The organism is Candidatus Poribacteria bacterium (genome assembly GCA_021295715.1).
GTDB lineage: Bacteria > Poribacteria > WGA-4E > WGA-4E > WGA-3G > WGA-3G.
Genome location: JAGWBV010000055.1, coordinates 24,680 through 38,346, shown reverse-complemented (window position 1 = coordinate 38,346; position 13,667 = coordinate 24,680). Strand labels below are relative to the sequence as shown.

Annotated in this window: 10 protein-coding genes and 2 tRNA genes; 8 read left to right on the top strand and 4 right to left on the bottom strand. The window is 46.7% G+C overall.

Annotated features, from left to right (window positions below):
• Positions 1-85: 85 nt before the first annotated feature.
• Together J4G07_14385 and rpoZ are read right to left on the bottom strand one after the other, a co-directional pair.
• Positions 86-157: transfer RNA gene (locus tag J4G07_14385), tRNA-Thr, on the bottom strand.
• A 114-nt stretch (positions 158-271) separates the two neighbouring features.
• Positions 272-616, bottom strand: coding sequence for a DNA-directed RNA polymerase subunit omega (gene rpoZ, locus J4G07_14380; GenBank protein MCE2415182.1), 345 nt, complete (start codon positions 614-616; stop codon positions 272-274).
• A 173-nt stretch (positions 617-789) separates the two neighbouring features.
• On the opposite strand from rpoZ, the gene mqnC reads away from it, so the two are divergent.
• The gene (mqnC, locus tag J4G07_14375) at positions 790-1,857 is read left to right on the top strand and encodes a dehypoxanthine futalosine cyclase (GenBank protein MCE2415181.1); all 1,068 of its coding nucleotides are present in this window, start codon (positions 790-792) and stop codon (positions 1,855-1,857) included.
• A gap of 127 nt (positions 1,858-1,984) precedes the next feature.
• Here the strand turns inward: mqnC and J4G07_14370 are convergent, their stop codons facing one another.
• Positions 1,985-3,943: a peptidyl-prolyl cis-trans isomerase gene (locus J4G07_14370; protein MCE2415180.1), complete on the bottom strand. Its 1,959-nt coding sequence runs from the start codon at positions 3,941-3,943 to the stop codon at positions 1,985-1,987.
• 343 nt (positions 3,944-4,286) lie between these two features.
• On the opposite strand from J4G07_14370, the gene J4G07_14365 reads away from it, so the two are divergent.
• From J4G07_14365 to J4G07_14355, 3 genes are read left to right on the top strand one after another with little or no spacing between them, the layout of a single operon-like run.
• The gene (locus tag J4G07_14365; protein ID MCE2415179.1) at positions 4,287-5,207 is read left to right on the top strand and encodes an 8-oxoguanine DNA glycosylase; all 921 of its coding nucleotides are present in this window, start codon (positions 4,287-4,289) and stop codon (positions 5,205-5,207) included.
• A 27-nt stretch (positions 5,208-5,234) separates the two neighbouring features.
• On the top strand, positions 5,235-5,636 hold the full coding sequence (locus J4G07_14360; GenBank protein ID MCE2415178.1) for a hypothetical protein: 402 nt from the start codon (positions 5,235-5,237) through the stop codon (positions 5,634-5,636).
• A gap of 14 nt (positions 5,637-5,650) precedes the next feature.
• Entirely contained in the window at positions 5,651-6,802 is a 1,152-nt protein-coding gene (locus J4G07_14355) for a glycosyltransferase family 4 protein (protein MCE2415177.1), read from the top strand.
• Between the two features lie 41 nt (positions 6,803-6,843).
• Here J4G07_14355 and J4G07_14350 read toward each other — a convergent pair.
• A tRNA-Leu gene (locus J4G07_14350) sits at positions 6,844-6,927 on the bottom strand.
• 115 nt (positions 6,928-7,042) lie between these two features.
• On the opposite strand from J4G07_14350, the gene J4G07_14345 reads away from it, so the two are divergent.
• From J4G07_14345 to J4G07_14330, 4 genes are all read left to right on the top strand, one after another.
• On the top strand, positions 7,043-9,976 hold the full coding sequence (locus J4G07_14345) for an FAD-binding protein (GenBank protein MCE2415176.1): 2,934 nt from the start codon (positions 7,043-7,045) through the stop codon (positions 9,974-9,976).
• A 223-nt stretch (positions 9,977-10,199) separates the two neighbouring features.
• A complete protein-coding gene (locus J4G07_14340) occupies positions 10,200-11,630 on the top strand; it encodes an Nramp family divalent metal transporter (protein ID MCE2415175.1) in 1,431 nt (476 codons plus the stop codon).
• 1 nt (position 11,631) lies between these two features.
• Entirely contained in the window at positions 11,632-12,453 is an 822-nt protein-coding gene (locus tag J4G07_14335) for a phytanoyl-CoA dioxygenase family protein (GenBank protein MCE2415174.1), read from the top strand.
• A gap of 126 nt (positions 12,454-12,579) precedes the next feature.
• A complete protein-coding gene (locus J4G07_14330) occupies positions 12,580-13,347 on the top strand; it encodes a hypothetical protein (GenBank protein MCE2415173.1) in 768 nt (255 codons plus the stop codon).
• Positions 13,348-13,667 lie beyond the last annotated feature (320 nt).

Below are 13,667 nucleotides of genomic sequence, written 5' to 3'. Positions count from 1 at the left end.
GCAGATGGATTCGAACCACCGTAGGCATAGCCAACAGATTTACAGTCTGCCCTATTTGACCGCTCTAGCATACCCCCATTAAAAAAGCTGACGAGAGGAATCGAACCTCCAACCTAGTGATTACAAATCACTTGCTCTACCATTGAGCCACGTCAGCAGCACTTTTAATTATACCCACTTTATTGGGAATTGTCAAGTGCCTTCAATTTTTTTGGCGTTTTTTTTGGCAAGAGGTTAGTTGGGTAGGAGCAATTTCCGCCATTGAAGAGCCTTAAATACCTTCCTCACGCTCCTCTGGGTCAGCATCACCTTCGCGTGCGAGGAGTTCTTCATCAAATATATCACTCCCATCTTCTGAATCCTGCGAGTCGGCAAAAATCGACGGCGTATTCTGAGCGGGTGCTTTGACCTCGCTTCTTTCAAAGTGAAGTTTCCCTTCAACCAACTCCTGCGTTGCAACGGCGACAGATTTCTTCCTTTTATCTGCAGTGCTTGAAGGCGCAATAGGCAAACCATCTGCGTTTATATCTCTGGCGCGCTTCGCGGCAATATTCACTGCGAGGTATTTATTTGATACGCGTTTCACTAAGTCTTCATTGTAAACCACTTCGCTCATTTTGTCTCTCCTTACTTAAATACAGATTCAGAACAAACGTGTTACAATTATACTTAATTTCCTGCAAAAGTCAAATTAAAATGGCAGAAAAGTTGACAAACAGGTTATAAAGTGTTAGAATTGCAACATTAGATTTGGCATCAGTATACTTTATGGATTAAGGAAACTTGTAAATGGATACAAACATCCAACCTATCCTTGAGAAATCGCTTTCGGGCGAACGGTTAGACTTTGATGACTGCTTGACGCTTTTTAAGAGCCACGACTTACTCGCTCTGGGGCACGCTGCAGATATTGCCCGGCAACGCAAACATCCCGAAGGTTACGTCACTTACATTGTTGACCGAAATATCAACTATACCAATTGGTGTTATGTTGACTGCGATTTTTGTGCTTTCTATCGCCATCGTCAAGACCCTGACGCTTATGTTATGGAGCGGGAAGAACTGGGGAAAAAGATACAGGAAACACTGGATCTTGGCGGTGAGTTGATTCTCATGCAAGGTGGATTGCATCCGAAACTCAAACTTGACTGGTACGAAGATCTCCTCCGTTGGATCAAAGCAAATTACCGCATTCATATCCATGGGTTTTCCCCACCAGAGTTGGACTGGTTTGCCAAAATAAACCGTATGTCGTTGCAAGAAATGCTCATCCGGTTGCGAGATGCTGGGCTTGATTCGATCCCTGGCGGCGGTGCAGAGATTCTCACTGACCATGCCCGTAATGAGATTAGCCCTAAGAAATGCACCGCTGATGAGTGGCTGGAGGTCATGCGTCAGGGACATTTAGTTGGACTCAAGTCGAGTGCGACGATGATGTATGGGCATGTAGAGAGCTACACCGAACGTGTTGAGCACCTCGTCAGACTGCGCGATTTACAAGATGAGACAGGTGGATTCACAGCATTTATCTGTTGGTCGCTACAACCCGCCAATACTCGTATGGATCATATACCACCTGCAGGAAGTTTTGAATATCTCAAAACGCTTGCTATTTCGCGATTGTTCTTGGATAACTTCGATAACTTTCAATCTTCATGGGTAACCCAAGGTCCGAAGATCGGACAATTATCACTTAAATTCGGTGCAAATGATATGGGTGGTACAATGATAGAGGAAAACGTTGTCAGCAAAGCTGGAACCGTCTATTGCATGCCGATTGAGGAGATCGAACGCACCATAAGCGAGTTGGGTTATACTCCCAAACGCCGCAATTTCTTCTACGAACTCCTGAATTAAACGTGAGTTTGATATATTGACACAGAAAGTGTCTTGAAAAACGGTATATCTCTCCACATTCTGCGATTCTTTCGGTGTATTTACCGCTCTACCCAACCTACAGACTAATTTTCAAACTGGCGTTGAATTAACGATAATCTGGATGGATCCAAAGTTCACTCGCCTTTTTGCGTGCAGCGAACCAATTCAGATATGTTTCCCGTTTCTTCGCTTGGATGAGAGCTTGACGATGCCGCGCTTTCTCAGCCGGGTCCATTTGGAACGTTTCAATGTCAGGTTCTTCCCGCTCAACGAGTTGGACAATATAGACAGAATTGCTCCCTTTGAAGGGACCCCCAATCTCATCAACCTTCATCCGAAATGCGGCAAACATAGTTTCAGTCGAACTTCCCATACCTGCAATATAATCGCTGTTTGGACTGAGTGCGAAAAGGTTACTTTCCTGGACAGAAAGTTGGTCTACCTCTAAGCCTTCAGGCGCATCATACTTTTCCAATAAGACATCCAGCGATGTGGTGTCCGCCCGTTTATTGACCAGATTTTGTGCATCCGCAAAGGCACGCTCTTTGGATTTTTCTGTTTTCAGATCGCTGAAGACCTGTGGTTTGATTTCCGAAAACGGTGGAATCGTCGCCGGTTTTTTCTCAAGAACGGTGGCGACAAAATAGGCTTCTACTCTTTCTCCATCCGACCTTTTCGCCTCAATAACCTTTATTACGTTCACTTCCATATCAAAGAGTTCTTCGATTAACCCTTGATACCCCCATCTTGCGCCAATCTGTGGAATAGTTGTAACATCACGGCTAAAGAACCCGGTTTCCAGCGCGATGAGGGAAAGCTCCTTGTATCTTTCAAGTGCAAGAGCCGCGTCATAATCGTGAATTTCGATTTCATACAGAAGGTCGGATGAAACTTTTTTTGCTTCATCAACGCCGCTGACTTGAACGAGTTTTTGTCGGATCTCGTATTGGGCCTGGTCGAAAGGTTGAACTTCTGGTGCTCTCTTTTCTTCCAACTTGATGATGTGAAACCCAAATTGTGTTTCGACTAAACCGCTGACTGCTCCTGGTTCCAAGATGTCAAAAGCTGTCTCCTCGAAGGGTTTGACCATGTCCCCACGTGCAAAGTAGTCTCCGGGCGGAAGTTTTGGGTTTCCGCCTCTTAAGGCACCACCTTGCGCACCGGAAGGGCCCTCTGAATGCGTCATTGCGAGTTCTGCGAAATCCGCACCTGCTTCAAGTTCAGCGTTGATAGTTTTGAGGAGTTCCTCTGCGGCGGTTTTGGTTTCCGCCTTTTGTTCGTCGGTCGCATTATCAGGAAATTTTTTCAAGATATGACGTGCTTTAACCACTTCGGGTGTCGTAAACTCCGCTTGGTTTTCCGCATAATACGCAGCAATGTCTTCTTCTGAAACGAGAACAGCAGGATTTACCCTAATAAACTTTACATTCACCTGTTCTTCCGATTTATAGTTATCCCGATTTTCCTCAAAGTACGCCTCTGCTTCTGTTTCATCTACTTCAGTCGTTGCGACATAATCGCTATGCTTAAACTCAATAAATTTAACTTTTGCCTTGTCTGATTCAAGTCGATATGCTTGTTCTGCTTCAGTATCGGTTATCAACTCAAGCGACTGAACACTATCTCGGAGTGCGGCGGAACTCAGTTGTAAACGAACATTCTCTGTATAGAGGTCTACTGCCCCGAATTGTTGGTAAAGATTGTACTGCTCGACTCGGGTGGTGTCGCTTCGGATGTAGCGTTCTATTTCAGCAGGACCGATATCCACACTCCCAAGTATGGTTTGCTGTACCCAGCGATCAATTACCGATTTTTGCGTTTCCTCTCGGTCCAGCGCACCGAATCTCTGGTTTCGTCTTTGAGTTTCCAAGGCATTGGCGACGGCACTCTCAAACTCTCCGCGCTTGACTTCTATGTTATTAATTCTGAGAACGACTTCTCCTTCAGGATCTTCGCCTCCGCCCCGCGTATTGCTATAGAGGAACACTGTCCCTGCAAGGAACACAATGGCGATTATCCACATAAAGAGTTGCGCAATAAATTTTTCGCGTAGAAAGATAATCATATTTTACAAGGTATCTCCTGTTTATAGTAAAGTTTAGAATTAATGAGACACTCGAAAGAGGCGAGGATACAATCCTCGCCAGCGGCGGGAAGGGTTGTTTCGTTGAGCAACTGTCTACATATTTTTCGACTTTACTACAGTTTCTATTACTGTCAGACAAAAGTGTTAATATTATACCCGTAACCAAGCGAAATGTCAAATCAGGTCCCTGAAAATAGAGTGGATTTTGGGACAGAGAATAAAAATTTGCTAATTTTTGAAATTTGCTATATACTAATTAGCAAATTAGCAAACATCAAGGGCGTTGCTTACAAGTGCTTACCAAAACTTAGCAAGATACACGATGCAGATTCGGGATGCAACAGATTTTAGCTTGAAATATACCTTAGAATCCGGACAGTCGTTTCGATGGAATCGAATAGATGACGCCTACTACGGTGTTGTGGAGGGACGCATCCTCAAAATTTGTCAAGTAGGAACTACCTTGCGTGTGGAGAGTTCTACGACCGAGGATACGACTACCTTCGCACCATTTCTCCGACATTATCTTGATCTTGATCGCGATGTTCCAAAGATCCTCGCTGAAGCTGACAACGATGCGTATATGCATCGGACAATCGAGAAACTTTGGGGGATGCGCATTCTGAACCAAGAACTTTGGGAAACGGTAGCATCTTTCATTCTATCTCAGAACAACAATGTATCCCGGATTCGTGGGATCATCCGCCGACTCTCCGAGCGTTTTGGTGAACAGTTGGCGTTTGCAGGTTACGTGGATTATAGTTTTCCGAGTCCAAAAGCACTCGCGGCTGCCACAGAGGACGAACTTCTCGCGTGTGGTACCGGCTACCGAGCGAGTTATCTTCGAGAGGCTGCGGCAGCAGTTGTTAGTGGTGAACTTGAACTCACGGCGGTGAAGGAAATGTCGTATCCTGCGGCAAAGCGTGAATTAATGCGCCGAAACGGTATAGGTGAGAAAGTCGCCGATTGTATCTGTTTATTTTCGCTTGGGCATCTTGCAGCACTACCGATTGATGTTTGGATAAAACGAATCTTTGAGACACTTTATTTGCGCCGGCGTGCTACGTATCATGAGATACGCGAGTTTGCGCACACCTATTTCGGGGATAGTGTGGGGTACGCACAACAGTACCTTTTTCACTACGTCCATGAATGTCCAGATTGGGCAGATGTTGAGCATCTATCACTGATTGAAACGAGTGTTACTGCTGCGGTGGAGAATCGCAAATCCGCCGCGAATTAATAAACATACCACTTTGGAGGAATTAATATGTCTGACGCATTAGAACAAAGTATTGTATCGCTGCTGGAGGAACGTGTTGAACTTGCGATTTCAACTGTTCAGGAACTGAGAGCAGAAAAGTTAGAACTCGAGGCTGAAGTTGCCCGACTCAACAGTGATCTATTGCAACGCGATGCACAGATTCAAGATCTTGAAGATCGTAATACCGATCTTACGGAGGAACTTGACTCAGAGCGGGCAAGCGTTTCGGATGAACGATCAGAGATCCGCGAAAGACTTGAGGGCTTGATGGATGTTCTCGTTGCCTCGGATGAAAGCCCAGTAGATACCAGCGATGAAATCACTTTTGAGACTGAAAGCAATGAATCGGACACCGATGCCTCTGAAGCTGAGGAATCAGTGAGCCCGAGAATCTTTGGGAGTGTTTAGGGACTTAATTACTCGTGCGTGTCTTAGTCCTTTCTCATTCCTATATTATGAAGCCGTACCGACGAAAGTTCGCTCTTATCGCGGAACGTCCGGATGTCACATTACGGGTTGTGGTTCCTGCACGTTGGTATGAAAGTTTCCAAAATATTGTCTTTGAGCCGGAGTCGGATACGCCGTGTGAAGAATTTCCATGTCCAATACGATTCTCGGGGTATGGTAGTCGTTTCTACTATCACCAGGATGTGAAACCTCACTTCCGAGATTTTCAACCGGATATTATCCACTTAGAAGAGGAGGCGTGGAGCCTCAATGCTCTACAGACAGTTCGGTTGAAACGAAAATATTGTCCAAACAGTCGTTTTATTTTTCGCACATCCCTCAGTATACCGACCAAGCAGCGATTTGGCTTTTTACCTGTATGGATTGAACGCCGTGTCTTTCGAGAAACAGATAGAGCTTTCCCGCTGAGTGTGAATGCTGGTAAGATCTTAACCCAACGCGGTTACACCGGACAGCAAACCCCGTTTCCGAATGGCGTTGACGTGCGACATTTCTATAAAATGGATGTCAGCAAGTTGAGAGCTTCATTGCAGCTCAGCGATTGTTTTGTCATTGGCTACGTCGGCAGATTGCTTCGGATGAAGGGAATCGAGACGCTTCTTGAGGCTGTGGCGCACCTTGTAAGCCAAGATACGACGCGCACATATAAACTTTTAATCGTCGGGCGCGGTGAAGATAAACCCAGTTTTCAAAAAACTGCCGAAACCCTTGGAATTTCTGGGCACATTGTGTGGATAGACGCGGTGCCTCCTGAAGAGGTAGCCGCCTATATTAATTGTATGGATACACTGGTGCTGCCCTCTCGGACGACACCCGGATGGGTAGAATTCTTCGGTAGGGTGCTTATCGAAGGAATGGCATGTGAAGTGCCGGTTATCGGTTCAGATTCTGGCGAGATTCCGCACGTGATTGATAACGCGGGGCTTACCTTCCGTGAGGGGGATATGAAGGCTTTGGCAGAACGGATACATCGCATCACACACGATGCCCGTCTTCGGAACGATTTAATTGAAGGTGGGCTTAACCGCGTCAAGGACTTCACATGGGAAACGATTGCGGCACAGACTTATCGGGTATATCAGGAGTTGCTTGAGGGTACTTCGTAAGTGGCAACTGGAATTAGAATCTGGAACCCAAAAAAGGAAGATGCCCCCGACTGGACTCGAACCAGTATGCCAATTAAGGCACAGGCCCTCAACCTGCTGTGTATACCAAATTCCACCACAGGGGCACCGTATGCTTAATTATACTTTACGCGGGTAGCAATGTCAAATTTTTTTGGGGAGGATAAAAAATAACAGTCGCGGTTATCTCTTGCGATGTTTACAGCTTTTTGGACGATAAATATGGCCCCTTCTATATCGGAATCCCTTGAACAACAATTATCTAATACGCTTGCAGGAGAGGTACGCTTTGATTTGTATTCTAAAGCACTCTATAGCACGGACGCGAGCCTCTATCAAATACAGCCGATAGGCGTTGTAATTCCGAAAGATAGCCAAGATGTTATTAAGACTGTGCAAATCGCGGCAGAACACAACATTCCGATCCTTCCACGCGGTGGCGGCACAAGCCTCGCTGGCCAGAGCGTCGGTGAGGCGATCGTGTTGGACATGTCCAAATACATGAACCAACTCCTTGAGGTAAATGTTGCAGAGCATTGGGCGCGCGTGCAACCCGGTATCGTTTTAGACGAACTGAACCACAAGTTAAAATCTCACGGCTTGATGTATGCACCTGATGTTGCCACGAGCAGTCGAGCGAACGTCGGTGGTACCATCGGAAACAACTCTGCGGGTTCGCATTCCCTCATCTACGGTAAAACCATTGACCACGTCATGTCGCTTGACTTAGTTCTTTCCAACGCTGATGAAATCACAGCATCCCCCATTTCGATTGCAGAATTAGAGACTAAAAAACAAGGCAATACATTAGAGGCAAATATCTATCGTGAACTTTGCCGAGTGTGCGCGGACAACGAAGCCGAGATCCGTAAACGTTATCCTCGTATCTTGCGTCGCGTCGCGGGTTACAACCTTGATGAGTTTGTTCCAAATTCTGGTTCAAAAGAGGTTACGCCTTATCGTCGCGATGGATGTGACGAAAATCGTCCGTTTAGTTTGACGAAAATTCTTGTCGGATCTGAAGGCACACTTGCAACGACTCTTGAGTCAACAATAAACCTCGTGCCGATTCCTAAACTGACCGCTTTGTGTGTTGTGCATTTCGAGTCCCTTGTTGGCTCTATGGAGGCGATGCAACCCATCCTGGAATGTAACCCAACTGCCGTAGAACTCATAGATAAGACAATCCTCGATATGGCGCGGGGTTCATTGCAATTTTCGCGGCTTACTACTTTTATACAAGGCGAACCCGCTGCATTGCTTGCTGTTGAATTTTACGGTGAGACACAAGCGGAATTGGAGTCGCAATTAGATAAGCTCGAAAAGACGCTGAAAAGCACTGGTTTCGGTTATGCCTTCGTCCACTGTTTCACCGCTGAGGAGAAGTCCCGCGTCTGGGAGACTCGGAAAGCAGGACTCGGTTTGCTAATGGGTATGAAGGGTGATGCGAAGCCGGTTGGTTTCGTCGAAGATGCCGCAGTACCGATAGAGAATTTACCGGAATACGTCCGCAGATTTGATGAGATTGTTACATCACATGGGACTACTGCTGCCTACTACGCGCATGCGAGCGTTGGGTTATTGCACAACCGTCCGATCGTCAACCTCAAATCCGAAACCGATATTCAGAAGATGCACGACATCGCTCGTGAGGTTCGCGATTTGCTCATGGAATTAGACGGTGCGATGAGCGGCGAGCACGGTGATGGTCTCGTCCGCAGTGAGTGGATAGAGAGCATGTTCGGTCCGCAGATATATCAAGCCCTCGCTGAAGTGAAAAGAGCGTTTGATCCGAAGGGGATTATGAATCCGGGTAAAATCGTTGATGCACCACCGATGACAGAGAATCTACGCTTCGGCAGAGACTATAACACCATTAAGATTGATACTTACTTCGATTTCTCCAGTCAAGACGGATTTGGTGGGGCAATTGAAATGTGCAACGGTGTCGGCGCGTGTCGAAAAACACTAACAGGCACTATGTGTCCCTCCTTTATTGGCACACGAGAAGAGGAACACTCGACACGGGGTCGTGCAAATGCGCTCCGATCGATCATTTCAGGGGCGTTGCCACATACAGAACTCACAAGTGAACGGCTCCAAGAAGTTTTAGACTTATGTCTGGGATGCAAAGCGTGCAAGGCGGAATGTCCATCGAATGTAGATATGGCGAAGATTAAGTATGAAGTCCTTGCACATTATCACAAAGTAAACGGCTTACCGTTGCACCGGCGTTTGTTCGGTGAAATCGGTGCGCTCGCGCCCTTAGGATCAATGTTTTCACCTTTCTCGAACTGGGCAGTCAACACTGGGTTTTCCAAATGGGTCGCTGAGAAACTCATCGGTGTTGATCGGCGCCGCGATATGCCGACCTTCGTGCGTCCTACCCATGAACAGTGGTTCCGAAAGCGAAAATCCCGACGAACATCGGATAAAAAGGTGGTTCTCTTCTCGGATACCTTTATGAACTACAGCGAGCCTTCTATTGGTAAAGCTGCGGTGGAGTTGCTCGAAGCGTGTGGATTTGAAGTGTTACTGCCGAAGAAAAGGTGTTGTGGACGACCTCTTATTTCGGAAGGAATGCTGGACCGAGCCGTTGCGAATGCAAGTTACAATATTGACGCGCTTCGCGGTTATGCTGACGCGGGAATTCCAATTGTTGGGTGTGAACCGAGTTGTACCTCTGCTATCATTGATGATTACGTCGAGTTGATCGGCACACCCGACGCGAAACGTGTTGCTGAGGGGACCTGTTCGTTTGAGGAATTTCTTGTCCAACTTGCTGACAAGGGTGAATTGCCCTTGGAATTCTCAACAGAACCGCGTGATATCCTGCTGCACGGACATTGTCATCAGCGAGCACTCGTCGGTACTCAGCCGACTGTGAAGATGTTAAGTTTGCCGTCGGAACACAATGTCACTGTGATTGATTCGAGTTGTTGTGGCATGGCAGGTGCGTTCGGATATGAGAAGGCACACTATGATCTCTCTATGAAAATTGGCGAATTGAGACTTTTTGAGGCTGTCCGTGAGAAACCGCCGGGCAGTTTTGCGCTCAGTGCTGCGGGCTTCTCTTGTAGACACCAACTGGAACATGGGACGGGTGTGCAACCGAAGCATCCTGTTGAAATCTTACATGAGGCGGTCCTGAAATAGTTTTTTAATGACGCACAAGACGTTAAATGAAGTTATTTGTCTATTGATGGTTTTCGCTCATATCCGCCTGCGCCTGCTTCGCAGTGAGAATGCAGGCGGCTGTCCTCGGACACAGAATTCAAGATAAAGCCAAATCGTAAGCCCGTAACGTAGTGGAGGGCGGATTTGAGGCATACGCGTCAAAGTTTCACATTCACTTCATTACTCCGCAAGGTAAATTAAAATGTCTAAGATTTATCAACCGCTTGACGATTTTAGGATCGTCGAATTGCCAGAGAAACATCTACCTTTTTGGAAAATTGCGGGTCCTGGTGCTATCTTAGTCGGTCTGTCGATTGGTGCGGGTGAGAGCGTGATTTGGCCTCTCATCGCTGCTGAGTATGGTGGGAGCATGATCTGGGCGGCGGTGCTCGGTGTATTCCTGCAACTCTGGATAAACTTTGAAGTGGGCCGCTGGACGATCGCCACAGGCGAGACAGTGTATACGGGGTACAACCGTATCTGGCGAGGCTTTGCCCCGTTGTTCATCCTACTCACTGTGGTGGGTTGGATTGCCCCCGGATGGGCACGGACATCGGGACTTGCACTCAAAGCACTCATACTTGGACCTGGGGGTTGGGGTTCTGATACCTTCTGGACAATCGTGACGTTTGCTGGGGTCGCAGCCATCCTTTTCGGACCGAAGATGATTTACCAATCCGTTGAACGGACGGTTGAGGTGCTCGTTGGCATTGTAACGATTGGGTTAATTCTGGTTGCCATCGCTGTCGGTTCAATGGAAACATGGCAGAAACTCGGTTCTGGTCTGATAAATGTTGGATATATAGACCCAGGCATGTCGGTGAAAAAATTGTTTAGTGCGTTCGTTTTCGCAGGCGCAGGAGGGACAGCAAATCTCTTTTACACGTTCTATCTCCGGGATAAAAACATCGGTATGGGTGCGCAGCTGCCGGGGCTACAGAACCCACTTCGAGGCAGGAGCGAAAAGGTGCCCGCGACGGGGTTTCTCTTTGAGGCGACGGAGGAAAACCGAAAACGCTTCATCGAATGGTGGCAATATGTGAAAAAAGACCAGATACTGTTCTTTTGGGCACTCAACACATTCACGATTCTACTTTTTATTTTCGGCGCGCTCGCGGTTTTACATCCCCAAGGAATTGTCCCTGAACAAGGTAAACTCATCTACGATGAAGCGCGGATATTAGGCGAAATCTGGGGCGTGGTGGGACAGCGAATCTTCTTATTGGTTGGTGTTGCGACGCTTTTTGGCACGCAACTCGCCCTCGTTGATGGCGTGTCGCGCTCCGTTTCCGATATTATCTATACCAACTTTCGAGGGGCACAAAGACGAAGTTTAAGTTGGTGGTATCTCCTTATTGCGGGCATCTGGATTGTCGGTGGGTGCGTAATCACCTTCGTTATGGAGCAGTTAAACGTCAGTGAATTAGGATTTCTCTTCAATGCGGCGTATATGGGCGGTTTCGCTATGGCGATTTATGTGCCGCTTACCCTTTACATGAACTATCGTTTTCTGCCTGATTTCGCAAAACCGAAACGGCTTTCTACCTTCATGATGGTCATCGCTTCATGTGTCTATATCGGATTTGCGATTTCAAGTATTGTCTGGGAAGTTAAACAATTAATCGGAGGATAAAATGGACTTGAAGGGGCGAAAAGCGTTTTTTGAAAAGGAAGGTTATCTCGTCGTTGAGAACCTGCTATCAGCAGCAGAACTGGAAACGTGCCAGACGGAGATCCACCGTTTGCATCAGTTTGCTGCAGGACACGAGTCCGATGCAGAGAAGGAACGGGCAGAGGTTGCGCGTCGGCACGTACAGCGTGAACCGTTTGCCAAAGACGAAACACAAGAGAACAATTTACCCGTGCTGCGGAAGGCAGAAAATACGCGCCAGTACTCCGAAGTTTTTCGGGACCTCGCACAACATCCGAAACTCATAAGAGTCGTTCAAGAACTTATTGGAACGGACGACCTACTGCTCTTCAGAAGTACATTGATGTTCAAACCGGCGTTTCATGGCTCTTCGCACGGGTTGCATCAAGACTCAGCGTATTGGCCCATGGAACCTCCAAACCTTGTTACCGTGAGTATTGCACTCAATGACGCTACAGTTGAAAACGGTTGTTTCAAGGTAATTCCAAGAAGCCATCTGTGGGGAATGCAGTCGTGGGGACATATCGCCCGTCAGCAGGGTTCAGAACTCACTGATCGGAAGGAGGTTGCCAAACAACAGATGGATGTCCCACTTTCTGCGGGAAGTGGTCTATTTTTCCATAGTTTAATGGTACACGGTTCCGGACCAAACACTACACCTAACCCTCGAAACACGGCGTTGTACGCTTACTTCTCACCGCAGGTCCGGTATGTGCCGAAAGATGGAAAACCAGGTGAGAAAACATTCCCTGTTGTTGCAGGACTCGGTGGCAAAACGGAACTGACGCTTGTTGCCCAAACATAAAAGGATTATTATATGGCTACTGTTCATAATCAGAAGATTGGGAAAACAGAGTTAGTCAAATCTAACGCGCTTGTTGCCTACAACGAAGAAGAAGCGAAGGCTCAAAAAAGATGACGTATAGGGAACTTGAAACGAAAGACGAGTCCTACACGCGAACAACTTGGGACGTTACTTCTGGAGAATATTCAGGTATTTCCGGAGCATGAAGCCCGATTATTACGCTCGGTGTTCGATCTGAAAGCATTGACAGCACAGGAAGTGATGATGCCGCTGTCGGAAATTAATCTGCTGAAGGTAAGATCAACACCTTCTGAGGTACCCAATTTTTGTAGAACGTTCAATTATCGTTACATCCCTATTTATAACGAACGTGTTGACCGATTGATCGGAGTCGTTGATGCTATGGACATCCTGACCACTGAGCAACATTCCGATGATTTATCGCCATTTGTAAAGAACCAACCTTATGTGCCTCCACTTAAGTCTGCTATGGATCTATTGGGTGAATTGCGCCAATCCGAGATACCAGTTGCGATTGTCCTTAACGAGCACGGAAGTTGTGTAAGGATTGTAGCACTGATAGATATTTTAGAGAAGATTGTAGGCAACATAACGGCTAATCTCAAACGGAACACGCCCAGCCTTGAAAAACTCGGAAACAATCAGTGGCGTATTGATGCGCGAGCGTTAATTGTCGATGTTAATGTATCATTAAACACGCAAATTCCTACAGACTGGTGTGATACTATCGGAGGCTTTATTCTTGCGTTGCTCGGGCGATTTCCACAAAAAGGTGAAAAAATTGAATACGAAGGCTATGAATTTAATATAGTGGAAGTCTTCGAGTACGGTATTTCTCAACTCCAGGCTATAAAAAAAGTGGCAAAGAATTAAGGAGCGATCGTGAAATTGAGGCGTTCTCAACATCGTATTTTCAAAGGAACACGTATTCGAATGTTGATTGTGTGGTACCTTATTCTACTTGGTGGTATCATCGTTCTTGTTTGGAAAATGCCCGCGATTGTTTCGCGCTTGTAAAACAATCTTAGGCATATATATTGAAGAGACAAAGGAGGATTAACTTGATGTACACCGTTATTCTGATGTCATCTCGTGAAAACGCAGTTCGCCAGCACGCAATCAGCAAAGGACACATTCTACTTTTCGTATGCACTGTCTCACTTTTAGTCTTAGCAGGGATCTGGTTCCGTACA

Bases quoted from the DNA above. Each gene is read 5' to 3' on its own strand.
- J4G07_14365 (MCE2415179.1), top strand. From the start codon at position 4,287: ATGCAGATTCGGGATGCAACAGATTTTAGCTTGAAATATACCTTAGAA.
- J4G07_14370 (MCE2415180.1), bottom strand. From the start codon at position 3,943: ATGATTATCTTTCTACGCGAAAAATTTATTGCGCAACTCTTTATGTGG.
- mqnC (MCE2415181.1), top strand. From the start codon at position 790: ATGGATACAAACATCCAACCTATCCTTGAGAAATCGCTTTCGGGCGAA.
- J4G07_14360 (MCE2415178.1), top strand. From the start codon at position 5,235: ATGTCTGACGCATTAGAACAAAGTATTGTATCGCTGCTGGAGGAACGT.
- J4G07_14340 (MCE2415175.1), top strand. From the start codon at position 10,200: ATGTCTAAGATTTATCAACCGCTTGACGATTTTAGGATCGTCGAATTG.
- J4G07_14345 (MCE2415176.1), top strand. From the start codon at position 7,043: ATGGCCCCTTCTATATCGGAATCCCTTGAACAACAATTATCTAATACG.
- rpoZ (MCE2415182.1), bottom strand. From the start codon at position 616: ATGAGCGAAGTGGTTTACAATGAAGACTTAGTGAAACGCGTATCAAAT.
- J4G07_14335 (MCE2415174.1), top strand. From the start codon at position 11,632: ATGGACTTGAAGGGGCGAAAAGCGTTTTTTGAAAAGGAAGGTTATCTC.